The sequence below is a fragment of the Roseospirillum parvum genome, assembly GCF_900100455.1.
GTDB lineage: Bacteria > Pseudomonadota > Alphaproteobacteria > Rhodospirillales > Rhodospirillaceae > Roseospirillum > Roseospirillum parvum.
In genome coordinates, this window is sequence record NZ_FNCV01000010.1 from 57,353 (window position 1) to 79,738 (window position 22,386).

The 22,386-nt window shown below is 69.9% G+C and carries 20 protein-coding genes; 4 read left to right on the forward strand and 16 right to left on the reverse strand.

Annotated features, from left to right (window positions below; translation table 11 throughout):
• Positions 1–249: 249 nt before the first annotated feature.
• Positions 250–1,995 carry a DUF6538 domain-containing protein gene (locus BLR95_RS13140; RefSeq protein WP_092621013.1) on the reverse strand — a complete coding sequence of 582 codons (1,746 nt, stop codon included), beginning with the start codon at positions 1,993–1,995 and terminating at the stop codon, positions 250–252.
• A 341-nt stretch (positions 1,996–2,336) separates the two neighbouring features.
• Here BLR95_RS13140 and BLR95_RS13145 point away from each other — a divergent pair, with 341 nt between their 5' ends.
• Entirely contained in the window at positions 2,337–2,954 is a 618-nt protein-coding gene (locus BLR95_RS13145) for a DUF2726 domain-containing protein (RefSeq protein ID WP_092621016.1), read from the forward strand.
• 64 nt (positions 2,955–3,018) lie between these two features.
• On the opposite strand, the gene BLR95_RS13150 is transcribed toward BLR95_RS13145, so the two are convergent.
• On the reverse strand, positions 3,019–4,707 hold the full coding sequence (locus BLR95_RS13150; protein ID WP_218119561.1) for a SulP family inorganic anion transporter: 1,689 nt from the start codon (positions 4,705–4,707) through the stop codon (positions 3,019–3,021).
• 35 nt (positions 4,708–4,742) lie between these two features.
• Positions 4,743–4,997, reverse strand: a complete 255-nt coding sequence (locus BLR95_RS13155; protein WP_092621019.1) for a helix-turn-helix domain-containing protein — start codon at positions 4,995–4,997, stop codon at positions 4,743–4,745.
• Positions 4,998–5,316: 319 nt separating this feature from the next.
• Between BLR95_RS13155 and BLR95_RS13160 the strand changes: the two genes are divergently transcribed.
• The gene (locus BLR95_RS13160; RefSeq protein WP_092621022.1) at positions 5,317–5,670 is read left to right on the forward strand and encodes a phasin family protein; all 354 of its coding nucleotides are present in this window, start codon (positions 5,317–5,319) and stop codon (positions 5,668–5,670) included.
• A 90-nt stretch (positions 5,671–5,760) separates the two neighbouring features.
• Here BLR95_RS13160 and BLR95_RS13165 read toward each other — a convergent pair whose 3' ends face one another.
• The 4 genes from BLR95_RS13165 to trpB are packed head-to-tail and all read right to left on the reverse strand — an operon-like array spanning position 5,761 to position 10,239.
• Positions 5,761–7,092, reverse strand: a complete 1,332-nt coding sequence (locus BLR95_RS13165) for a bifunctional folylpolyglutamate synthase/dihydrofolate synthase (protein WP_092621025.1) — start codon at positions 7,090–7,092, stop codon at positions 5,761–5,763.
• A gap of 29 nt (positions 7,093–7,121) precedes the next feature.
• Complete coding sequence (accD, locus tag BLR95_RS13170; protein WP_092621028.1) at positions 7,122–8,108, reverse strand: acetyl-CoA carboxylase, carboxyltransferase subunit beta; 987 nt, start codon at positions 8,106–8,108, stop codon at positions 7,122–7,124.
• Positions 8,109–8,155: 47 nt separating this feature from the next.
• Positions 8,156–9,010 (reverse strand): tryptophan synthase subunit alpha, encoded by an 855-nt coding sequence (trpA, locus tag BLR95_RS13175; RefSeq protein ID WP_092621031.1) that lies wholly within the window; start codon positions 9,008–9,010, stop codon positions 8,156–8,158.
• Complete coding sequence (trpB, locus tag BLR95_RS13180; protein WP_092621034.1) at positions 9,007–10,239, reverse strand: tryptophan synthase subunit beta; 1,233 nt, start codon at positions 10,237–10,239, stop codon at positions 9,007–9,009. The genes trpA and trpB overlap by 4 nt, the downstream gene beginning before the upstream one ends.
• 671 nt (positions 10,240–10,910) lie before the next feature.
• On the opposite strand from trpB, the gene BLR95_RS13185 reads away from it, so the two are divergent.
• A complete protein-coding gene (locus BLR95_RS13185; RefSeq protein WP_281241300.1) occupies positions 10,911–11,363 on the forward strand; it encodes a helix-turn-helix domain-containing protein in 453 nt (150 codons plus the stop codon).
• A 56-nt stretch (positions 11,364–11,419) separates the two neighbouring features.
• Here BLR95_RS13185 and BLR95_RS13190 read toward each other — a convergent pair whose 3' ends face one another.
• The 4 genes from BLR95_RS13190 to BLR95_RS13205 all read right to left on the reverse strand — a co-directional run bounded on the left by BLR95_RS13190 (position 11,420) and on the right by BLR95_RS13205 (position 17,756).
• Positions 11,420–13,345, reverse strand: a complete 1,926-nt coding sequence (locus BLR95_RS13190; protein WP_092621038.1) for a cyclic nucleotide-binding domain-containing protein — start codon at positions 13,343–13,345, stop codon at positions 11,420–11,422.
• An 81-nt stretch (positions 13,346–13,426) separates the two neighbouring features.
• On the reverse strand, positions 13,427–14,557 hold the full coding sequence (locus BLR95_RS13195) for a glycosyltransferase family 4 protein (protein WP_092621041.1): 1,131 nt from the start codon (positions 14,555–14,557) through the stop codon (positions 13,427–13,429).
• 296 nt (positions 14,558–14,853) lie between these two features.
• Positions 14,854–15,996: a glycosyltransferase gene (locus tag BLR95_RS13200; protein ID WP_092621044.1), complete on the reverse strand. Its 1,143-nt coding sequence runs from the start codon at positions 15,994–15,996 to the stop codon at positions 14,854–14,856.
• On the reverse strand, positions 15,993–17,756 hold the full coding sequence (locus BLR95_RS13205; protein WP_092621047.1) for an ABC transporter ATP-binding protein: 1,764 nt from the start codon (positions 17,754–17,756) through the stop codon (positions 15,993–15,995). The genes BLR95_RS13200 and BLR95_RS13205 overlap by 4 nt, the downstream gene beginning before the upstream one ends.
• Positions 17,757–18,101: 345 nt before the next feature.
• On the opposite strand from BLR95_RS13205, the gene BLR95_RS13210 reads away from it, so the two are divergent.
• Positions 18,102–19,019 (forward strand): FkbM family methyltransferase, encoded by a 918-nt coding sequence (locus tag BLR95_RS13210; RefSeq protein WP_092621050.1) that lies wholly within the window; start codon positions 18,102–18,104, stop codon positions 19,017–19,019.
• Between the two features lie 22 nt (positions 19,020–19,041).
• Here the strand turns inward: BLR95_RS13210 and BLR95_RS13215 are convergent, their stop codons facing one another.
• The 5 genes from BLR95_RS13215 to BLR95_RS13235 form a co-directional block, all read right to left on the reverse strand.
• Positions 19,042–19,722, reverse strand: coding sequence for an N-acetylmuramoyl-L-alanine amidase (locus BLR95_RS13215; RefSeq protein ID WP_092621053.1), 681 nt, complete (start codon positions 19,720–19,722; stop codon positions 19,042–19,044).
• 13 nt (positions 19,723–19,735) lie between these two features.
• On the reverse strand, positions 19,736–20,161 hold the full coding sequence (locus BLR95_RS13220; RefSeq protein ID WP_092621056.1) for a PaaI family thioesterase: 426 nt from the start codon (positions 20,159–20,161) through the stop codon (positions 19,736–19,738).
• Positions 20,161–20,637: a PaaI family thioesterase gene (locus BLR95_RS13225; RefSeq protein ID WP_092621059.1), complete on the reverse strand. Its 477-nt coding sequence runs from the start codon at positions 20,635–20,637 to the stop codon at positions 20,161–20,163. Before BLR95_RS13225 ends, BLR95_RS13220 begins: the two co-directional genes overlap by 1 nt.
• Positions 20,638–20,664: 27 nt before the next feature.
• On the reverse strand, positions 20,665–21,363 hold the full coding sequence (locus BLR95_RS13230; RefSeq protein WP_092621062.1) for a fumarylacetoacetate hydrolase family protein: 699 nt from the start codon (positions 21,361–21,363) through the stop codon (positions 20,665–20,667).
• A 290-nt stretch (positions 21,364–21,653) separates the two neighbouring features.
• Positions 21,654–22,304, reverse strand: coding sequence for a LolA family protein (locus BLR95_RS13235; protein ID WP_092621065.1), 651 nt, complete (start codon positions 22,302–22,304; stop codon positions 21,654–21,656).
• Positions 22,305–22,386 lie beyond the last annotated feature (82 nt).

Below are 22,386 nucleotides of genomic sequence, written 5' to 3' on the forward strand. Positions count from 1 at the left end.
AAGACCACGGCGAGGACTTGTGGAGGCCCTGCTTCCGTGAGACCCGCCCTCCATCACGGCCTCCCAACCCCACTAGGATTGCGCCCACGCCAACATCGCCGCGAGATGTTCAAGGGATAGCCTTTGGGAGTGATCGACCGTTGCCCCCTACGCCACAAAGCTGGCACACAAGCCCCATGCGAGGCGACAGAAAACTCTCTGACTTCCAACAGCTTATCTCCCGGCGAGCGCTAGTCTTCCCTCGGGCACCTACCGCCCCATGAGGTGCGTCAGATCAACGCCGAAGTCCAGGTCCTTGAAACACTCCAGCCGCTTGGATGGGGTGAACAACTTGCCGCCGTAGGTGCCCGCCGTGATGCCGTTGATCTTGTGGCCGACGATCCGACCGATCCGGGCCGTGTCGACGCCGGCTTCCTCCAGGCGGGAGACGAAGGTGTGCCGGAAGCTGTGGAAGACCACGCCTTCCCGCTCAAGGCCAATCATGCGCAGATAGCCGGGGAACCAGACGGCGAAGCGGTGGCTGTGGCTGCCCTCGCTGTTGGGCTTCAACTCCGGCCACAGACGCTCATGCTTGATGGCCTTCACGTGCTCCAGGAAGCCGAGATCGATCAGACGGGGGTGGATCGGCACCAGCCGTTCGCCGGCCTTGGTCTTGGACTTGAGAATGTCAAAGCACCAGACCCCGTCCTCCATCCGCACATCCGCGACCCGCAGCTTGGCGATTTCCTCGACCCGCATCCCGGTGTGCAGGCTGATCAGCGGAAACCAGTACTTGTAGTCCTTGACCAGCACCGAACCAGGACGCTCTCGCCGATCAGCCCGCCAGTGACCGGTGTACAGGGGCGAATGAAACAGCCGCCGCAATTCGTCGGCCGAGAAGGCGTCGCGCTTGGGAGCGTCGGCGGGCGGCATCAGGCCCACGGTGGGATTGTCGATGGTGGCCTTGCCCTCCTGCTTCGCCCAGTTGAACAGGGCGGCGACCACCTTGAAATGGTGGCGGATGGTGTTGTTGGAGCGCTCCCCTTCCTCCAGCACCTCCCGCCAGCCCCGAATGTCGTCCCGGGTCACGGTGTCGATGGGCTTGCCGTCCAGGGTTTCGACGAACAGGCGCAGCTTGCCGATGGCGTTCCTGCGGGTGGTCGGCTGCCACTTGCCATCGCGGACCTGGGCCACCTCGTAGGCCTCCAGGACGTCGCCCAGCGGCAGGGACTTGGCTCGTTGATCCCCTGGCTCGGGCATCATGGAGGAAACCGACGCCGATTGCCGGCGGAACAATGGGTCAATCGGCTCCAACGAGTAGTCGCCGACCCGCCGGGCCTTGGAGATGCGAAACAGTTCAATGTTCGCTCTCAGAAGGGCCAAGCACAAACGCTTATATACGTCAGACCCCGGCTCCGCACTTCTGCCAGCTTCTCCCAGAAGACATTCCACATCCCGGGCGACCTTGGAGAACTGGTTGCAGGCGATGGCCTCTCGGTAGTCGGCCTCCAGTTCGCTCAGAAGCTCAAGGTCCGCATCGACCGGGTCTTCGCCAGCGCGGGGCCACACATAGAGCGCTTTTCCCGACTGGGCAGAGAGGCGGAAATCCTCCTCATCCCGCAGCGCTTCAGCAAACCACTTGCGGGCGAGGTCATCGATCTGGTCGGGGGTCAGTTCAGGATGGCTCATCAGGTGATCGAACAGACGGTCGGCGGTGATGGACAGAAGCCGGGCGCGGCGCATCGCCTCTCCCCGGCTGGTGGTGTGCAGAGAGCGGACGATCTCCCGTCGGCCCCATCGGGTGCTCAAGGTATACGGCACCCGGCGGCGCCATGAGTAGACCGCACCTCGGCGTTGGACGTGCATCGGTGTTGCCCCTGTGTAGCAGTCGTGTGCGCAAGGGTGGGTCACGACTGGTTCGCAGTGGCGCGAAACGCTAGGTTTTCCGCGATTCTCCGACGCCCATGGGGGCCTGTGCCGAGATGTACTACAGCGTCTGATCCGACGCCCGTACATCCGACCCGAGACGAGAGGGGGGAGCCGCAAGGCTCCCCCTTTTTGTTATGGGGCGCTCCTTGGCGGGGGTGCCCTCATTTCCCCTTCCGCCTGCAAGCACAACACCGCAGCGAAGCAGGCGCCAGACCCCCCGCCAGAAAAAGAAAAGCAGAAAATTTTATGAAAACACAAACCCCGTCGATCAGCCAAGTCACTGGGAATTCATGCAAACCCCATAAGCGGGAAAAACAAGATTTCTATGCGGTTCGATATATGGCCCGCTCTATCCTTACGTGCTACCCGTAACCCGAGTTTGGCTTCAGTGGGCGCAACAAGGGCCTGTTTGACGCGGGGATGAAATTATGCTCGACCTCATTACTGGTATTGCTGTTGGAATCGTCGCGACCGCCCTCAGCCTGGAGGTCAAGAAACAGAAGAATAAGCGTATCTTTAAAAGATACGACCTGTCAGACGCCGGCAACCAGCTTCGATTCATCGAGGAGGTCAAACTTTACCGCAAGAGACCGATCAACCGCGAATCATACGAGCACTTCAGGTACATCGAGCAGCACCTGAAAAACAGGCAAGAGGGGTTGCGGATACTCGCCGAGGTTGGGCTCGGCGCCTTCATCGGAACCTCCGACGCAGCATCGACGGAGAAGCAGAGAAAACGCGCCTTCAGCTCCTACAACAGCAAGCGCGTGGACTTTCTTGTCATCGATGCTTTCGGCAACCCGGCGGTCGCCATCGAGTATCACGGCAGCGGCCACCATTTGAGCCCCGATGCCGTGGCCCGGGACGCCGTCAAGAAACGCGCCCTGCAAAAAGCGGGGATCGAGTTGCTGGAGATTTATCCCAACGCCCACAAACCCGAGGTCCTGGCCAGACTCGACGCCATCCTGGCCCGCCACGCGGGCACCACAGGCCGGCTGGCGGCGCCTCATCGCCCCCACCTCCAAGCCGTGGCCGTCGGCGCCTGAGCCGGCGCCCGGCAACGCGCTCTCGGTCCGTTGCCAAGCCGGCTCCCACCCGAAGCCGCCTCCCCTACCCCTCGCCCAGCCCGGCCACCGCCGCCTCGAAATCGGGCGCCGTTTCGGCCAGCTCCAGCACCCCCATGTCGGCCAGCACGCGGGCCGGCTGGTCGGCCAGGCCGGTGAGGATCAGGCGGGTGCCGTGGCGCCGGCACTTGGCGGCCAGGTCGGCCAGCTTGCTGGCCCCGGTAGCGTCGATCATCGGCACCCCGTCGAGCCCCAAAAGGAACACCCGGGGCCGCCCGGCGATGCTGTCCAGCAGGTCGGCGATGCGGCTGGCCACGCCGAAGAACAGCGGCCCGGAGAGGCGGAAGGCCTCCACCCCCGGGGGCAGGCCGCCGGCCACGTAGGGCGGGCGCGGCTGGCCGGAGAGATCGTCCACGTCCTCGGCGATCATCGGGCCGCCGGTGCTCAGGGCGACCAGCTCGCTCATCCGGTGCATGAACAGCAGGGCGGCCAGCACCACCCCCACTTCGATGGCCACCGTCAGGTCGACCAGCACGGTCAGGCCAAGGGTCACCACCAGGGTCAGGCGGTCGCCCCACGGCCCGCGCATCAACTGGCGGATGCGGCCCAGCTCGCTCATGTTCCAGGCCACCACCACCAGCACCGCGGCGAGGCTGGCCAGCGGCACGTGGGCGATCAGCGGGGCGGCCAGCAGCACCGCCGCCATGACGATCAGGGCATGCAGCATGCCGGCCACCGGGGTCCGTCCGCCGCTGCGGATGTTGGTCACCGTGCGGGCGATGGCGCCGGTCGCCGGCAGGCCGCCGAACAGAGCCGAGGCCGAGTTGGCCACCCCTTGCGCCACCAGCTCGCAGTTGGCGCGATGGCGGCGCCCGGTCATGCCGTCGGCGACCACCGCCGAGAGCAGCGACTCGACACCGGCCAGGAAGGCGATGGTGAAGGCGCTGGGCAGCATCTCGGCCAGCCGGGCCAGCGACACCTCGGGCCAGGTAGGCGTGGGCACCCCCAGCTCGACCGAGCCGAAGCGGCTGCCCACGGTGTCCACCGGCAGGTCGAGCCCCCACACCATCAGCCCGCCGGCGACCACGCAGACCAGGAAGCCCGGCACCCGGGGCCCGAAGCGGCGCAACAGCAGGATCACCGCCAGCCCGCCGCCGGCCACCGCCAGGGTCGGCAGGTCCAGGGTGTCGCGGGCCGCCCACAGCCCGCCCAACCGGCCCAGGATGTCGCCCGGCAACTCGCCCGGCATCAGGCCGAAGAAGTCCTTCACCTGGCTGAGCAGGATGATCGCCGCGATGCCGGCGGTGAAGCCGACCACCACCGGCTCGGGGATGTACTTCATCAGGGTGCCGAGGCGCAGCAGCCCGGCCAGCACCAGCATCGCCCCGGCCATCAGGGTGGCCAGGATCAGGCCGTCGAAACCGTGCTGGGCAATGACGTTGAAGACCACCACCACGAAGGCCCCGGTCGGCCCGCCAATCTGGAAGCGGCTGCCGCCCAGCGCCGAGATCAGGAAGCCGGCCACCACCACCGTCAGCAGCCCCTTGTCGGGGGTGGCGCCGCTGGCGATGGCCAGGGCCATGGCCAGGGGAATGGCGACCACCGCCACGGTCATGCCGGCCAGGGCGTCGGCCTTCAGGTCATCCAGCCGGTAGCCCTGGGCCAGCACGGTGAAAAGCTTGGGCACCAGCAGGTGCCACCAGGGAGCGCGGGCGGGATCGGACGACAGGGGCATGGGGGGCTCCGCGAATTCGGAACAGGGAGTCGGGATCAGGCGGCGGGGCCGCGCAGACGCACGCCGCGCCCCGAGGCCCGGCTCTCCGCCCCCTCGCCGATCAGCTCGACGCCGCCGGCCTCCAGCGCCTCGACCACCTTGGTCAGGCTGTCGATCACGCCGCGCACGGTGCCCGGACTGGCTTCCATGCGCTGGATGGTGGGCAGGGAGAGGCCGGCGCGGGCGGCCAGGGTCTTCTGGTCGATGCCGAGCAGGGCCCGGGCGGCGCGCATCTGGGGGCCGGTGATCACCCTATATTCCAGTTTTTAACGTTTATGATGATATCTGATACATCAGATTAGATGGCAATGCAAGGTCACCCCGGCGGCCCGGAGGGGACTCATGTTGCACTGCACAAAAAAGCCGTTGACCCCGGCTTGCGGGCTGGTATGATGTCCCCATATAAGGGTTGCTGCACTGCAACATGCCCGTACCGGAACATGGCCGCCCGCATGGTGCCTCGCATGGTTCCCATCCGGCCGCCGCCCCAGGGCCCGGCACACACCGCAGCCCCATCCCGTGCCGAGCCGCCCGCGCCGGCGGCCGATCGCCAAGAAAAGGACTCCGATCATGATGAAGACCTACGAAGACATCCTGCAGTTCAACAAGCAGACCCTCGACCTGATGGTCAAGAGCAGCAGCCGCATGGCCGGCTCCATGGAGACCATGACCAAGGAAGCCATGGGCTTCTTCGGCAAGAGCTTCGAGGACGCCGTCGAGGCCTCCAAGGCGATGGCCTCCTGCAAGACCGCGGCCGACGTGATGGCCCTGCAGACCAAGCTGTCCAAGGACGCCTGGGAGCAGATGATCGAGCAGAGCAAGAAGATCAGCGAGGTCCAGGCCGAGCTGTTCCGCGAGACCGTCGAGCCGCTGACCAGCCACTACAAGGGTGCCCTGGACAGCGCCATGAAGTCGGCCGCCTGAACGGCGCCCGGCCCAGCGGCCACCTGACCCATACAAAGAGGCACCGCCCCCGGCGGTGCCTCTTTTTTGTCGTGCCGGCGCCAGAGTTGCTCAGGCGTGGTTTTCCAGCACGTGCCCGGCCAGATACAACGAGCCGGCGATCAGCACCCGGTGCGGAGTCGGGCCGGCGTGGCGCTGGATGTCGGCCAGCGCGGCGGCCAGGTCCGGCGCCTCGGCGGCGTCCAGGGCCTGGGCGGCGCGGGCGTGGGCGACCAGCTCGGCGGTCGGCTGGCCCGCATGATCCGGGTTGGGCATGGGGATGGCGCGCAGGTGGCGCAGCGCCGGGGCCAGCGGCCTCAGGAAGCCGTCCGCCTTCTTGTCCTTCAGCATGCCGACGATCAGGCTGAGCGGCCGGTCGCGCCACAGCCGGGCCTGGGCGGCCAGGGCCTGACCGGCGGCCGGGTTGTGGCCGCCATCGAGCCACAGCTCCCAGCCGTCGGGCAGGCTCTCGACCAACGGCCCGCGGGTCAGGCGGTGCAGGCGGCCGGGCCAGTTGGCGGCCCTCAGCCCCTCGGCCCGCGCCTCGGGACTGACGGAAACCCCCTTCAGGTGCTCCAGCGCCGCCAGGGCGAGGCCGGCGTTGTGGAGCTGGTGCGGCCCCGGCAGCGCCGGCAGGGGCAGCGGCGGAGCGGCGCATCGGGCGCCGTCCTGAGCGATGGTTTCCAGAACCAGCCCACCTTGGGGGGCGGGTCGGGTGCGCACGAACCACTCGCTGCCCTCGCGCCAGGTGGGGCAGCCCATTTCCAGCGATTTCAGCTCGATCACCCGGGCCGCCTTGCGCGGCTGGCGGGCCACCACCACGCCCACCCCGGGCTTGAGGATGCCGGCCTTCTCGGCGGCGATGCTTTCGATGCGCCCACCGAGGTAGCTTTCGTGGTCCATGGAAACCGGGGTGAGGAGGGTCAGGGCCGGCCGGCGGACCACGTTGGTGGCGTCCAGCCGCCCGCCGAGGCCGGTTTCCAGCAGCACCACATCGGCCGGAACGCGCGAGAAGGCGAGGAAGGCGGCCGCCGTGGTGATCTCGAAAAAGGTGATGGGCCGTCCGGCGTTGGCCGCTTCCACCTCTTCCAGCAGGGCGGTCAGCTCGGCCTCGCCGATGATCCGCCCGGCCACCCGGATGCGCTCGGCGAAGCGCACCAGATGGGGCGAGGTGTAGACGTGCACGGTCAGGCCCGCCGCCTCCAGCATGGCCCGCATGAAGGCGATCACGCTGCCCTTGCCGTTGGTCCCGGCGACATGGACCACCGCCCCGGGCAGCTTCAGGTGGGGATCGCCCAGGTCGGCCAGCAGGGTCTCGATGCGGCCCAGGGTCAGGTCGATCAGCTTGGGATGCAGGTCGAGCAGGCGGGCCAGCACCGGGTCGCTGGCCTGGGACGGCGGCATGGGCGTCGGGGTCCTTGGCGCGGGCCGGGTCAGCCGCCGGAGGTCGGCTCGGGGCCGGCCGCCTCGGCCGGCGGCGGCGGCTGGACGCCGGGCCCGGGCGGCGGCGGCACCTCGGGCGCGCCATCGGGCCGCCCGGGGGCCGGCAGGGGCAGCACGATGGCCGACTGCCTGGGGTTCATCAGAAGGTCGATCAGGCGGATCAGGGTGTCGCGCACCTCGTGGCGCGGCACCACCATGTCGACCATGCCGTGGTCGAGCAGGTACTCGGCCCGCTGGAATCCTTCGGGCAGGGTCTCGCGGATGGTGGTTTCGATCACCCGCGCCCCGGCGAAGCCGATCACCGCGCCGGGCTCGGCCAGGGTGACGTCGCCCAGCATGGCGAAGCTGGCCGAGACGCCGCCGGTGGTCGGGTCGGTCAGCAGCACGAAGTAGGGCAGGCCCTTTTCCTTCACCTTGTCGACCGCGATGGTGGTGCGCGGCATCTGCATCAGCGACAGGATGCCCTCCTGCATGCGCGCCCCGCCGGAAGCCGGGATGACGATCAGCGGCGCCTCCTGCAACACCGCCAACTCGGCGGCGGCGACCAGCCCCTCGCCCACCGCCGGCCCCATGGAGCCGCCCATGAAGGCGAAATTGAAGGCCGCGACCACGGTGTTGATGCCGCCCATGCGGCCGTGGGCGACGATGATGGCGTCCTTCTCGCCGGTCTTCGACTGGGCGTCCTTCAGGCGGTCGGTGTAGCGCTTCTCGTCGCGGAACTTCAGCGGGTCGAGCGGCACCTTGGGCAGCTCGATGCGTTCGAACTCGCCGTTGTCGAACAGCATGGCCAGACGCCGCTCCACCGGCAGGCGCATGTGGTGGCCGCAGTGGCTGCACAGGCGGGCGTTCTTGTCCAGTTCCTTGTGGAAGATCATGTGCCCGCAGGCGGGGCACTTGGTCCACAGGTTGTCCGGCACGTCGCGGGTGCGGACCAGTTGCTGGAACTTGGGGCGGACGAGGTTGGTCAGCCAGTTCATCGGTGGGGGTGGGCTCCTGACGGGGACCTTCTGGGGGGCGGGGTGGGTTAGGATTGGCCAGACGGCGGGTCGCCGCGCACCCCGGCGGCCAGCCGGCCGACCAGGGCGTGGACCCGGGACACGGTGTGGGGGCCGGCGCGGCCCTCGGCGTCGAGGCTGCCGGCCAACTCGGAGACCACCGCCGAGCCGACCACCGCGGCGTCGGCGAGGCCGGCCATGGTCGCCGCCTGCTCGGGCGTCTTGATGCCGAAGCCGACCGCCACCGGCAGGTCGGCGGCGGCCTTCAGGCGCTCGACGGCACAGGCCACCGTCTCGGCGTCGGCCGAGCGGGTGCCGGTGATGCCGGTGATGGAGACGTAGTAGAGGAAGCCGCTGGCCCGCCGCAGCACCGCCGGCAGGCGAGCCTCGTCGGTGGTCGGGGCGGCCAGCATGATCAGGTGCAGGCCGTGGGCCCTGAGCGGGTCGGCCAGCTCGGCCGCCTCTTCCGGCGGCAGGTCGACGCAGATCAGCCCGTCGGCCCCGGCCTCGGCGGCGCGGGCGGCGAAGGTTTCCGGGCCCATGCGGTAGATCGGGTTGTAGTAGCCCATCAGGATGACCGGGGTTTCGGAGTCGGTCTCCCGGAAGCGGGCCAGGGCGTCGAGCGCCCCCTTGAGCGAGCCGCCGGCGGCCAGGGCGCGCTGGCCGGCCAACTGGATGGCCGGGCCGTCGGCCATGGGATCGGAGAAGGGCAGGCCCAGCTCGATGATGTCGGCCCCGGCGGCGGGCAGGCCGTCGAGGATGGCCTGGGCGGTGGCGGCGTCCGGGTCGTGGGCCATCACGTAGACCACCAGGCCGCCGCGCCCGGCCGCCTTGAGGTCGGCGAAGCGCCGGGCCAGCCGGTCGTCGCTGGGGTGGGCGGTCATGACGACACCTCCGCGTTGCCAAGGTGCTCGGCCACCGTCGCCACGTCCTTGTCGCCGCGCCCCGACAGGTTGACCACCATGACGTGGTCGCCCGGCAGGTCGGGCGCCGCCTGGAAGGCGTGGGCCAGGGCGTGGGCGCTTTCCAGGGCCGGGATGATGCCCTCCCAGCGGGTCAGCGTCTGGAAGGCCTCCAGGGCCTGGGTGTCGGTGACCGGCACGTAGCGCACCCGCCCCTGCTCCTTCAGCCAGGCGTGTTCCGGGCCGACTCCGGGATAGTCCAGCCCGGCCGAGATGGAGTGGGCCTCGGTGATCTGGCCCTCGGAGTCCTGCAGCAGATAGGTGCGGTTGCCGTGCAGCACCCCGGGCGCCCCGCCGGCCATGGAGGCGGCGTGCTTGCCGCTCTCGATGCCGTGGCCGGCCGCCTCGATGCCGACGATGTCGATCCCGGGCTCATCGAGGAAGGGATGGAAGAAGCCGATGGCGTTGGAGCCCCCGCCGATGCAGGCGACCAGACTGTCCGGCAGGCGCCCCTCGGCCTCCATGATCTGGCCCCGGGTCTCCTCGCCGATGACGCACTGAAGATCGCGCACCATGGCCGGATAGGGGTGCGGCCCGGCCGCCGTGCCGATCAGGTAGTAGGTGTCGTCGACGTTGGCCACCCAGTCGCGCAGGGCGTCGTTCATGGCGTCCTTCAGGGTGCCGGCGCCGCTGGTCACCGGCTTGACCTCGGCCCCCAGCAGCTTCATCCGGAACACGTTGGGGGCCTGACGGGCGATGTCGGTGGCGCCCATGTAGATGACGCATTTCAGCCCGAACAGGGCACACACCGTGGCCGTGGCGACGCCGTGCTGGCCGGCCCCGGTCTCGGCGATGATGCGCTGCTTGCCCATGCGCCGGGCGAGCAGGATCTGGCCCATGCAGTTGTTGATCTTGTGGGCCCCGGTGTGGTTCAGGTCCTCGCGCTTCAGGTAGATTTTCGCCCCGCCCAGCTCGGCCGTGCTGCGGGCCGCGAAATAGAGCGGGCTGGGCCGCCCCACATAGTGCGCCAGATAGTGGTCGAGCTCGGCCTTGAAGGCCGGATCGGCGCCGGCCTCGGCCCACGCCTTCTCCACTTCCAGGATGCAGGGCATCAGGGTCTCGGCCACGAAGCGGCCCCCGAACAGGCCGAAGTGGCCCTGCTCGTCGGGACCGGCGCGATAGCTGTTGGGTCGCGGCGGGGACTGGGACATGCGGAACGACGCTTTCCTTGAAAGACCTTGACGTAAATAAAACGTGGCCGGGTTATAGCGCACCCCACCACCGGCGCACAAAGGCTGAATCGCCTCCCGCGCCACGCCGTCGCGCCCCTGGCGGGAAGGCCCCCGCCGGCCCCGACCAGCGCCGCAAGGCCTCGAAGCATTCGGATCATGGCGAACCACAAGGCGCCGGATAACGGATCAACACCCATCCAAGGTTGCGGCCTCGCCAAGACCTCGAACAGTACTCGCCGGATCATACGGAACAGTTGCATGGCCTTGGTGGTTTGTGGCACGGTAACCGCCGTTTATTTTGGCAAAGCCACATTTTCGTTGCGACCACCACAGGAAGCCGTTACGTAGAGCGCGACCAGTCGCGGCCGACGAAGGGCAGTGGACGCCCGTGGGCGTTGCCCACCCGCTCAACCGTTGGAGCGGATCGGGTGGTTCACCCTCCCCCCTTTCGCTCCCCCCTTTCGGCGGCACGGGTTGGTCGAGGTCACCTCCCGCCGGGGCTTCCCCGCCCCGCCGTGCTTTTCGCCCCTCCCCGATGGATGGGCCGGCTTGTTTCTTCGGTCCCGACGCGGCCCCCTCCCAGCCGCCCCGTGACCCGGTTCATCCGTGATCCAGCTTCACGCAGTCCCGTTCTCAGTGGGGATATTTTCGTGGATTCCACCACCATGAACACCGTGTTTTCCGACAAACTGGTCCCGGTCAACAGCCTGGAAAGCGACGACAGCAGCGATCCCCTTGATCGCGCCAGCCGGACCGACCGCCACGTCGGCCGGCGCATCCGCGAACGGCGCATCATGATGGGTCTGTCGCAGCAGCAGATGGCCGACATGATCGGCGTCACCTACCAGCAGGCCCACAAGTACGAACGCGGCATCAACCGCATCTCGGCCGGGCGCCTGTTCGAGATTTCCCAGGTCCTGGGCGTGCCGATCAGCTTCTTCTTCGAAGGCCTGGCCGGCCAGCAGGAGCCGGAGGCCCCCGGCCTCAGCCCGCGCCAGCGCATGTGCCTGGAACTGGCCCGCAACTTCAGCCAGATTTCCGACGAACGTCACCAGGAAGCGCTGAGCCAACTGGCCCGCGCCCTGGCCGACCAGGAAGGCTGAGGCCCGACACCATCGCCCCATGGCGCGACCCTGCCTCGCGCCATGGGGCGATGGTGTCAGCCGGCCGGCGGCGAGTCGCCCTTCTCCGACTCGTCGGCCGCCGGCTGGTCCTCCGGACCGATCACCGCCGGGCCGGTGCTGTCGTCCAGATTGGCGTCCAGACTGGCCCCCAGGCTTTGGCGGGCCCACCCCGGGTCGGCCACCTTGCGGGCCGCCGCCGGCTTGCCCATCAGCCCGTCCGCATGCGCCAGATTGCGCTCGGCCACCTTGGCCAGACGCTTGGCGCCATGCCGGTGATAGACATCGAGCGCCAGCCGGAAGGCATCGGCCGCCTGCCCCAGCAACTCGGCGTCGTCGCCGTGACGGGCCATCAGGAACAGCGCCGAGCCCAGGTTGTTCTGCGAGGCCGCCCAGCCCAGCGGGTCGCGCTCGCGGGTCCGCACCTCCAGCGCGGCGTGGAAGGCATCCACCGCCCGCTTCAGCACCTCGGTGCTCTTCAGGTGGTCGCCCCACACCTGCAAGGCCTGGCCCAGGTTGTTCATGGCCTCGGCCCAGTGGAGCGGCGCGCTGGCCCGGGTGAACACCTTGAGCGCCTTCTGATAGGCCGCCAGCCCCTCCTTCAGGGCCTCGGCGTCGCCGGTCAGCATGTCCACCTTGCAGCAGACCACGCCCAGCCGGTTGTGCAGCCAGGCCCATTCGCGCGGCGCCTCCTGCACCCTCAAACCGGCGATGGCGGCGCGATAGGCCTCGGCGGCCGCGGCCAGACGCTCGGCGGTGCGGGTGCGCTCGCCAAAGGTCTGCAACACCATGCCCCGGGTGCGGTTGAGGATCACCCACTCCGCCTCGGCATGGCGGTCCAGCCCGGCCAGCGCCTTGTCCAGCGCCCCGGCGGCGGCGGCGACCCAGCTCTGCTTGCCGGTATAGTAGCCGGCCAGGCCGGCCAGACTGCCCCACAGGCCATACACCTGGGCCTGCTCGTGGCTGGAAAAGCCGGGCGCCACCTCGGTGCCGACGGCGCGCGCCTCCTCGACCAGCGGCGGCAGACGGGCCTGCAGGAAGGCCAACTGGGCCTCGGTGCGCGGCGCCACGGCGGCCAGGGCGGTGGCCGCCAGCAGGGTCTCCCAGGCGGCCTCGAAGCCCAGCGGCAGGTTGAGCACCGTCAACGGCGCGATGGCCCCGGGGCGAGCATCGTCCCACGGCGCCCCGGAGGCGAAGCGCAGTTGCAGCAGCCGGCCACTGTCGTCCACCGCGCCCCAGATCAGCACCTCGGCCTTGCGCTCGATCAGCCACTGGCGGGCGGTCAGCGCCGCCACCCGGGGCTCGCCCTCCGGCGCCTTGTCCAGCGGCGCGACACGCACCCCGGGCAGGGTCTCCAGCACCGCCAGCACCGCCTGACGCTCCAGGTCGTCGGCATCCCCGGCGAACGGGCAGACCAGGAAACCCAGCGGGCGCGGCGTGGCGTCGCCCGTCGACGGCGCCGCCGAGGCATACGGCAGTGCCGCCCGACGACGCCCGAACAGGCGGGCCAATAGCCCTGCCCGACGCGGCGCGGCGGCTGGCAGCGGTGCCTCGGCGGCCACCGGCACCGGCAGTCCGACGGTGGGCGGGGCCGGTGCCGCCGCCGTCTGACGGGTGACCAGAAGATCGCTGGTGTGGCGCAACCGTCGGGCCATGCGGGCCATGATCTTCAGCGCCGTGTCGGGATCGTTCTGGATCTGCTTCAGGAACACCTCGCGCGGGATGACCTTCAGGCGCACGTCGCCGACCGCCACCGCGGTGGCGCTGCGCGGCCCGTTGTCCAGCGTGCCCACCTCGCCCAGAAGGTCGCCCTTGCCCAGGGTGGCCAGACGCACCGGCCCCACCGCCCCGTCCTTGAACAGGTCCACCTGGCCGTCGAGAATGACAAAGGCCGAGGTGCTCTCCTCGCCCTCGCGACAGATCACCTCGCCGTGGGAATAGTCCTGAGTGGTTGCCGAGGCCAAGGAGCCCCCCGCTCCAGTCGAAACACAAAACCGTGCCTGTCATACCACCCTTCAGGCGGCAAAACACGCGCCTTGCGGGACTCAGTCCGCGCCCAGCCGGCGGTAGAGATCGCCGGTCGCCGCCGCCACCGCCCCGGCCGAGTAGGTGGCCTCGGCGTCGGCCCGGGCCCGCGCCCCCAGCCGGCGGCGCAGATCGCCATCGCCGGCCAGCCGGGCCATCGCCTGGGCCAGCGCCGCGCCGTCGCGGGCCGGGACCAGGAGGCCGTTGACCCCATCCTCGACCAGGGCCCGGCAGCCCGGCACGTCGGTGGCGATCAGCGGCCGGCCACAGGCCGCCGCCTCCAGCAGCGCCTTGGGCATGCCCTCGCGGTAGGACGGCAACACCGCCACATGACTGGCCCGCCACACCCCGGGAATGTCGTCGCTCGCCCCGGCCCACTCGATGGCCCCCTCGGCCACCCAGCCGTCCAGGGTGGCCCGGTCGATGGCCGCCGGGTTGTGCGCATCAAGCCCGCCAACCAGCCGACAGCGCACCGCAAGGCCCCGCGCCTTGAGCAGACGCGCCGCCTCGACGAACTCCCCCACCCCCTTGTCCCACAGCATCCGGGCGACCAGGGCAAAGACCACCGGCCCGGCCGGCTCGTCGCTCGGCACCAGGGCCTCGGTGTCCACCCCGGACCCGGGAATCACCACCACCCGCGCCGGCGCCACCCCGAAACCCTCGACCATGAACCGCGCGTCATCGGCATTCTGGACCAGCACCCGCCCGCGCGGCCGATTCAGCAACCACCCCAACAGCGGCACCACCCCGGCCCGCAGCAGACGCGCCTTCATCCCCCGCGAAATGAACAGATAGCCCATCCCGGCCAGCGCATTGACCACCGCCGGACGCCGCCGACCCGCCAACACCGCCGCCAACGAGCCCAGGAACACCGGCTTCAAGGCCACATGATGCACCACATCCGGCCGCAGTCGGCGATACAGACGCACCAACTCCCACAACGAGCGCAGATTGCCGAGCGGCCCCAAACCACCCCGGCTCAAGGTGATCGGCACCACCTCGAACCCCAAGGCCGAAATCTCCCCGATCCGACCGGTGTCCCGAACCGCCACCACCACCCGAAACCCAGCCGCCACCGCCGCCGACGCCATCGGCAAACGATGCGACAGAAAATACCCGTCCTCACTGACCACATAAACCAAACACCCCATCCCCTGCCTCCCAGTCGCTGTCGCCGTCGCCCTCTTCCACGGCCCACGATCCACCCTGCCCCGGATCACGTCAAAGGGGCGCTGCCCCTTTGAAATCCCCGCTGGGGAGGCCGGGGGCCTCCCCAGACCCCACCATGAGTCAAAGCCGTGAAGAGGGGGGTATCCGAGCGCGCGCGCTCGGCTACCCCCTCTTTTCCGGATTTAAGTCGCGGCGGGGGTCCGGGGGGACCCCTGGTCCCCCCGGCGGGGGTTCCAAGGGGGCGGCGCCCCCTTGGCGTGGTTCGCGGCACGGCGGGTCATGGGTCCTGGGAGCGGGCGGCGGCGGCGGCCACTTGGAGCCAGAGGGTGTGGTATTGGGTTTGGATGGTGGGGAGGGTCCAGTTGTCGAGGATGCGTTGGCGGGCCTGGTGGCCGCGTTTTTGGCGTTCCTCGGCCGGGGTGGCGAGGGCCTGGTGGAGGGTTTCGGCCAGGGCGTGGGTATCGTTGGGGGGGGTGATCCAGCCGCTGGGACCGATGATGTGAGCGCTGTCGCCGACCTGGGTGGCGATGGCGGGCAGGCCGCAGGCCATGGCCTCGCCGAGGGCATTGGAGAAGCCTTCGCCGTAGGCCGAGGGCAGGATGGCGAGGTCGCTGGCGTTGAGCAGGGCGGGGATGTCGGTGCGCTCGCCCAGGCGCAGGACCTTGTCGGCCAGCACGTCGGGCAGGTCCAGGTCTTGCGTGCCGCGCCCGGCCAGCAGCAGGCGGGCGTGGGGGTGGTCGGGAGCAACCCGGGCGAAGGCGTCGAGCAGGCCGGGGTGGTTTTTCTGCGGATCGACCCGGGCGGTCAGGGCGATCACGGTGTGACCGTCATCCAGTCCCAGTTGGCGGCGGGTGGTGGCGCGCAGGTCGGGGTCGGGGGCGAAGCGGGTGGTGTCGAAGCCGTTGGGGATGACGGCCCACTGGCGCGGCCGGTAACCCAGCTTTTCGTGCACCTGCCGGCCGACCTGGGCGTTGGCGATGACCGCGCCGGGCAGCGGCGACAGGCGGGCGCAGAGGCCGCGCACCAGGGCCGAGAGGCGGCCGTAGCGGGCCATCTCCATGTCCGAGCAGCGCAGGTTCCAGATCACCCGGCGCGGCTGCCCGGTGAGCCCGGCGGCGACCAGGGCCAGCAGATCGGCGTGATAGAGCCAGCTTTGGATGACGTCCGGGCGGTGACGGCGGATCAGCCTGACGGCGCCCAGCAGCGCCCGGGGGTGGGGTCGGCCGCGCGCAAGGCCGAGGTCGTGCAGCGGCACGCCGAGGGCTTCCACCTCGGCGCCCAGGCGGCCGGGGCCGGTCAGGCTGGCCACCCGGTGGGTCACCGTGTCGCGCCCGGCGTCGGCGGCGAGCAGCTTCACGAGCATGCGCTCGGCGCCGCCGGTCTGAAGGCCGGTGATGAGGTGGAGGACGGACAGGCTCACCCGATATCCTCTCCGGTGCTGCCTTGCAGGGCGTTCAGACGGGCATAGGCGCCGCCCTTGGCCAGCAGGTCGGCGTGGCCGCCCTGCTCGACCACCCGCCCCTGGTCGAGCACGTAGATGCGGTCGGCGTGGCGAATGGTCGACAGGCGGTGGGCGATGACCAGGGTGGTGCGCCCTTCCATCAGGGTGGTCAGGGCCTTCTGGACGTGGCGTTCGGATTCGGTGTCGAGCGCGCTGGTCGCCTCGTCGAGCAGCAGGATGGGGGCGTCCTTCAACAGGGCGCGGGCGATGGCGATGCGCTGGCGCTGGCCGCCGGAGAGACGCATCCCCTGTTCGCCGACCAGGGTGTCGTAGCCCTCCGGCAGCTCGGCGATGAACTCGGCCGCCGCGGCCCGCTCGGCGGCCTGCTCGATCTCGGCCCGGCTGGCCCCCGGGCGGCCGAAGGCGATGTTGGCGGCCACCGTGTCGTCGAACAGCACCACCTCCTGGCTGACCAGGGCGACCGACTGGCGCAGGGAGTCGAGGCTGACCTCCCGGATGTCCTGGCCGTCGATCCGCACGGCTCCGGACTCGACCTCGTGGAAGCGGGCGATCAGGTTGAAGATGGTGCTCTTGCCAGCTCCCGAGGGCCCGACCAGGGCGACCATGTGACCGGGCGGCACGATGATGTCGACCCCGGACAGGGTGGCCGAGGTGCCGTCATAGCTGAACGACACGCCGTCCAGCCGCACTTCGCCCTGGCGCACCACCAGCGGCACGGCGCCCGGCTGGTCGGTGATGCGCGGCTCGGTGTCCAGCACATTGTACAGGCGCTGGGCACTGGCCACCCCCTCCTGCAGCACGCTGTTCATGTTGGCCAGCGACTTCATCGGCCGGTAGGCGGTGAGCAGGGCGAACAGGAAGGCGAAGAAGGCGCCGGTGGTGGTCTCCCCGGCGATCACCCGGTTGCCGCCGTAAAGGATCACCACCACCACGGCAACGCCGCCCAGGGTTTCCATGATCGGCGAGGACATGGCGCGCGTGGTGGTCGCCTTGCGGGCCAGCCGGTAGATGGTTTCCAGCTTCTCGTTCACCCGCCCGGCCTCGTGGCCCTCCATGCGGTAGGATTTGACCAGCCGGATGCCTTGCAGGCACTGGCCGACCAGGGCGCTGAGGTGGCCCGACTGCTCCTGGCTGCGGGCCACGGTGCGGCGCATCCGCCGGCCCAGGCGGACGATGGGAACGACGGCCAGCGGGAAGACGAAAAAGGTCAGGCAGGCGAGCAGCCAATCCTTCTCGAACATCACCGCGACCAGCCCGATCACCGCCAGCAGGTCCTTGCCGATGTTGGTGATGACGGTCGAGGTGGCCTGCCTCAGGTTGAGCACGTCGATGTTGAAGTGCGCCACCAGCCGCCCCGAGGCGGTGGCCTGCACCTGACTGACGTCGAGCCGCATCAGGTGGGCGAACAGGCGGCCGGACATGTCGCGGATGATCTTCAGGCCGACCTTGTTCATCAGCACCGACTGGCTGAACTCGGCCCCGCCGCGCACCATGAAGGTGAGCAGCACCGCCCCGGCCAGTGGCAACAGGTAGCTTGCCTCCTTGGCGGCGAAGACTTCGTCGATCACCGGCTCCATCAGCCAGGCGAGCAGGGCCTGACAGCCGGCGGCAATGGCCATGAAGAAGACGGCCAGGGCGATGGTCCCGCGATGGTGACGGATCGCCTCGTCATAGAGGCGGCCGAAGACCTGGCGGGTGGTGGAGAGGGGCGCGGCCATGGGAACTTTCGTGCTGCGGCGGACGGGGCGGGCCCTTGCGAAGGCGAACGGGCAGGATCAGGGGCCGGACAGTAGCGCCTTCGCGCCGGCAATGCCATCATCCGGCGTTCGGCACCGACGACGGGGGCTCGCGGCCGCGATCCGCGCAAAACCTCCGCTGGGTGATTCAACCCGCCGCCAACATGCCCTAAAGTGCGCCTGTGACGAGCCCCCACCAAGCCGGCCCGGTTGGCATCTCGGGATTTGCTCTAAGTTATTGAATCAAGAGCGTTTTGCGAACCGGACCCCAGAAGCCAGCGATTCCGTTTTGGCGCAAAACGCTCTAGAGATACGGCACATGAGGCAATGACAGACCACGCCCCCACGCCCCACGACCCCGAGGCCCTGCGCCGGCTGCTGAAACTGGCCGGACAATGGCGCAAGACCCGCACCTGGAAGGCCGACAGGCCGCGCCTGCGGCTGGCCGGGAAAGGCGCCCAGAAGCGCCTGGAGCGCCATCTGGCCGAGCAGTGGCCGGGCGGCTGGAAGCGCCTTTCGGGCGATCTGTGGATCTACCTGCCGGCCCCCGCCGACGCCCGGGTGGTCAACCTGCTGATGGGCGGCTTCGCGGTCGAGCCGTCGGTCGGGCTGGCCGTCCGCCCCGGCGCGGTGGTCATCGACATCGGCGCCAACATCGGCGAGTGGGCCCTGCAGGCCGCCCGGCTGGCCGGTCCGGAGGGCTCGGTGCTGGCGGTGGAGCCCAACCCGGTGCTGGTCGAGGCCCTGCACAAGACCGCCGCGCTGCAACCGCACCTCGGCATCTCGGTGCGCGGATCGGCGGTCGGCGACGCCGAGGGCGACTGCCTGCTTCAGGTCGATGCCGGCGACAGCGCCCTGTCGCACCTGCTGGCCGGGGACGACCCCGCGGCGGCCCCGGGCGGGGCGACGCGGGTGCCCCTGACCCGGCTCGACACCCTGGCCGAGAGTTGCCCCTCGCGGCCGGTGGCCGTGGTGAAGATCGACGTCGAGGGCCACGAGCTGGCGGTTCTGCGCGGCGCCACGCGGCTGCTGCGCGAGGATCGCCCGGTGCTGATCCTGGAAACCGGCCACGAGGACCAGACCACGCGCCGGGACATCGCCCGCCTGCTGAGCGCGGCCGGCTACGCCCTCATGGGCCTGATCCTGGACGACGCGGTGGTCGAGGCCGACTGGTCGATCTTCGAGAGCGGCGCCCCGCCGCTGGCCTTCGGCAAGGTGGGCAACCTGCTCATCCGGCCGCGCTGAGTCCCCCGCGCGGTCTGCCGCCTCAGGACCGCATCGCCGCCGCCACCTGGGCCAGACGGCGGACGGTCGGCGGATCGGCTTGGGCGGACAGATGGTCGGGCAGGAAGTGGCGCTGGAAGGCGCACAGGCTGGCCGGCAGGTCGGCGGTGTCGTAGCCGATGAGGCGCAGCAGGTCTTCCGGCGGCTGGGTCAGCAGCTCGGCGGGGGGCGGCCGGTCGGGGTCGGGCCACAGGCCGAGGCCATGTTCGGCCAGCCGGGGCCAGGGGAACAACTCGCCGGGGTCCTGTTTGCGGCTGGGGGCGACGTCGGCGTGGCCGATCACCCGCTGGACCGGGATGGGGTGGCGGGCGCGGATCGCCGTGGCCAGTTCGATCAGGCGGTCGATCTGGGAGGCCGGAAAGGGCCGGTAGCCGAATTCGTGGCCCGGGTTGACCAGCTCGATGCCGATCGAGCGGTCGTTGATGTTGCCGGCCCCGGCCCAGTGGGCCACCCCGGCGTGCCAGGCCCGGCGCTCCTCGGGCACCAGTTGGTGCGCGGTGCCGTCTTCCTCGATCAGATAGTGGGCGCTGACCTGGGCCACCGGGTCGCACAACCGTTCCAGCGCCGCCCGGGCGCTGGTCATGCCGGTGTAGTGGACGATCAGCAGGTCGATGGCGATGCCGGCCGGGCGCGGCCCATGGTTGGGCGACGGGGTGTGGATCACGGGACCGGCCCGCTCAATCGAGCATGAAGTGACAGTGGGCGGCGGCGACCGGGCGGTCGGGGCCGTCCTGCCACGCCGAGACCCGGATGTTGGCGATGCGCCGCCCCTGCTTCACCATCTCGGCCCGGGCCAGGGTGGTCACGGCGCGGCACGGCCTGAGGTAGTCCACCGACAGGTTGATGATGCGCGGCGGCACCGTGGGGTCGAGGCGCCACAACAGCTCCATGATGGCGGCGTGTTCCAGCAGGCCGCCGACCACGCCGCCGTGCAGGGCGGGCAGCGAGGTGTTGCCCACGTTGTCGGCCTTGAAGGGCAGACGGGTGGTCAGGGTGTCGCCCTCCACCGCCACCTCGATGCCCAGGAAGCCGGCGTAGGGGAACAGGGCGCAGACCTCGGGGAAACGGCCCTCGGCCTTCAGGGTGCGGATGCGTTCCAGCATCAGGCGCCCTCCCTCTTGCCCGGCAGGTCGGGAACGAAACCGACCGAGCCGATCATGAAGGTGGCGACGCAGTTGGCCACCGCGTTGGCCGCCTCGCCCTGGTAGGCGGTGGCGCGCACGAAAGCCACCGAGCGGGTCAGCCGGTAGACCTCGCCGGCGCCCAGGATGTCGACCCCGGGCTCGGCCGGCTTCAGGTAGTCGATGCGCAGATCGAGCGTGGCCACCGAGCGCCCCCGGGGCACGTTGGCGAAGGTGACGATGCCGCACACCGTGTCGAGCAGGGTGGTGATCGCCCCGCCGTGGATCACCCCGGTGATGGGATTGCCGACCAGATCGGCCCGCCAGGGCAGCTTCAGGATCACCTTGTCGGCGGCCAGCGAGACGCCCTCAAGGCCGATCGCCCGGCACTGGGGCAACTCGGTCAGCGAGCCGGCGAAGTCCTCGAAGGAAGATGGCGGAGGCGGCGGGTTGGGCATGGCGACCTTGGCGATCCGCTGGCCGGCTCAGTCCAGGCGCACGGTCAGGGTCGGCAGGTCGGCCGCCTGGGCGATCAGGGTCTGCCCCCGCTCGACGGCGGCAACGCCGGCCGGGGTGCCGGTGAAGATCAGATCGCCGGGGGCCAGCCGAACCAGGGTCGACAGGTTGGCGATCAACTCGGCGACCGGCCAAATGAGGTCGGCGATGTCGCCCTGCTGGCGCACCTCGCCATCCACCGTCAGACGGATCGGACCGCCGCCCAGCGGGTGGCCGGGGCTGGGCAGCAGCGGGCCGATGGGGGCCGAGGCGTCGAAGCCCTTGGCCATGTCCCAGGGCTGGCCCTTGGCCTTGGCCTGGGCCTGCAGGTCGCGCCGCGTCATGTCCAGGCCGACGGCGTGGCCGAACACCAGATCGGCGGCGGCGGTCGGCGCCAGGTCCTGGCCGCCGGCCTTCAGCGCCACCACCAGTTCCACTTCCGGGTGCAGGTCGCGGGTGGCCGGCGGATAGGGCAGGACCAGCGGCCGCCCGGGCTCGCCGGGGCTCACCGCGTCGGCCGGCTTGGTGAAGAAGAAGGGCGGCTCGCGGCCCGGATCGCCGCCCATCTCGCGGGCGTGGTCGGCGTAGTTGCGGCCGACGCAGAACACCCGGCGCAGGGGAAAGCGTTCCTCGCGCCCGGCGACGGCCAGGCTGGGCGGCAGGACGGGGGAGAAGACGAAGCGGCTCATGCCCTTGAAGGTAGACCCACGACCCCCCCGATGAAAACCAAAAAGGCGCCCGGCCGAGGGGGAGGTCGGCCGGGCGCCACTGCTCCATGGGGGGGGGTTATGGAGCCGGGAGCCACGCCAGGGGAGAACGCGGCCCCCTTCTTCAGGGAGAGGGCGCCGGGGAAAGCGCCCTTCCTGATTGTCCATATAGGCGAAGGTCCGTGGCGGGGCAATAACCCAGCGGTGGGGTCTGGAATGAATCGTGTTCATTCCCCTTCCCGCGCTGGGGACATGACCGGTCCGCGCCGGGCTCAGCGATTCTGCTGCCCCCACTGCCCGGCCGGCACCGCCAGTTCGAACAGGTCGCCGTCCAGCTCGATCCCGAAGCGGGGCTCGTACAGGGACACGGTGGTTTCCACATTCTGGGCGTCAAGAATGCGCCACTGGCGCAACTCCAGCGGCGTTTCGGAAAAGACCATGGTCAACAGCCCGGCGTCGGGGTCGTCGGCCTGGCGCACCGCCACCTCCAGCGTCTCGCCGACCCGCGTCACGCCTTCCAACAGCACCTCGTCGGAAAAGAAGCTGAGGTCGGGCTTCAGCAGCAGCCCGGCCGGGGTCAGGCCAAGCGGCACGTGGCTGTACTGGTCCAGTTCCTTGTCGTGGTAGATCAGGAAGTTGCCATCGGCCACGATGAGCACCGGGGTGGGCGGATCGTAGGCGATGCGCATCTTCCACGGGCGCTTGATGTAAACCGTGCCCTCGGCGTAGTTGCCGGTCGAGGAGACCTGGACGAAGCGCGCCTCGAGCGTCGTGATGTCGGCCATGTGGGCCGCGATGCGCTCCAGCGTGGCCCGCTGGTCGGCGTCGGGCTCGAAGGCCGCCAGCGGCGAGACCGCGACCAGCACAAGCCCCAGCGCCAGCAGGCACGGGCGAAACAGGCGAAACGGCGAACGGCGGGGCATGAACGGGGTCTCCGGGACTGACGGGCGGCCAAGCACACATGCTGGCCGGCCATTACGGCCAAACCTGGGCGGCAAAACCTGG

Bases quoted from the DNA above. Each gene is read 5' to 3' on its own strand.
- BLR95_RS13205 (WP_092621047.1), bottom strand. From the start codon at position 17,756: ATGGCCGCGCCCCTCTCCACCACCCGCCAGGTCTTCGGCCGCCTCTAT.
- trpB (WP_092621034.1), bottom strand. From the start codon at position 10,239: ATGTCCCAGTCCCCGCCGCGACCCAACAGCTATCGCGCCGGTCCCGAC.
- BLR95_RS13210 (WP_092621050.1), top strand. From the start codon at position 18,102: ATGACAGACCACGCCCCCACGCCCCACGACCCCGAGGCCCTGCGCCGG.
- BLR95_RS13150 (WP_218119561.1), bottom strand. From the start codon at position 4,707: ATGCCCCTGTCGTCCGATCCCGCCCGCGCTCCCTGGTGGCACCTGCTG.
- trpA (WP_092621031.1), bottom strand. From the start codon at position 9,010: ATGACCGCCCACCCCAGCGACGACCGGCTGGCCCGGCGCTTCGCCGAC.
- BLR95_RS13165 (WP_092621025.1), bottom strand. From the start codon at position 7,092: ATGCCGCCGTCCCAGGCCAGCGACCCGGTGCTGGCCCGCCTGCTCGAC.
- BLR95_RS13145 (WP_092621016.1), top strand. From the start codon at position 2,337: ATGCTCGACCTCATTACTGGTATTGCTGTTGGAATCGTCGCGACCGCC.
- accD (WP_092621028.1), bottom strand. From the start codon at position 8,108: ATGAACTGGCTGACCAACCTCGTCCGCCCCAAGTTCCAGCAACTGGTC.
- BLR95_RS13195 (WP_092621041.1), bottom strand. From the start codon at position 14,557: ATGGGGTGTTTGGTTTATGTGGTCAGTGAGGACGGGTATTTTCTGTCG.
- BLR95_RS13225 (WP_092621059.1), bottom strand. From the start codon at position 20,637: ATGCCCAACCCGCCGCCTCCGCCATCTTCCTTCGAGGACTTCGCCGGC.
- BLR95_RS13230 (WP_092621062.1), bottom strand. From the start codon at position 21,363: ATGAGCCGCTTCGTCTTCTCCCCCGTCCTGCCGCCCAGCCTGGCCGTC.
- BLR95_RS13140 (WP_092621013.1), bottom strand. From the start codon at position 1,995: ATGTACGGGCGTCGGATCAGACGCTGTAGTACATCTCGGCACAGGCCC.
- BLR95_RS13235 (WP_092621065.1), bottom strand. From the start codon at position 22,304: ATGCCCCGCCGTTCGCCGTTTCGCCTGTTTCGCCCGTGCCTGCTGGCG.
- BLR95_RS13220 (WP_092621056.1), bottom strand. From the start codon at position 20,161: ATGCTGGAACGCATCCGCACCCTGAAGGCCGAGGGCCGTTTCCCCGAG.
- BLR95_RS13160 (WP_092621022.1), top strand. From the start codon at position 5,317: ATGATGAAGACCTACGAAGACATCCTGCAGTTCAACAAGCAGACCCTC.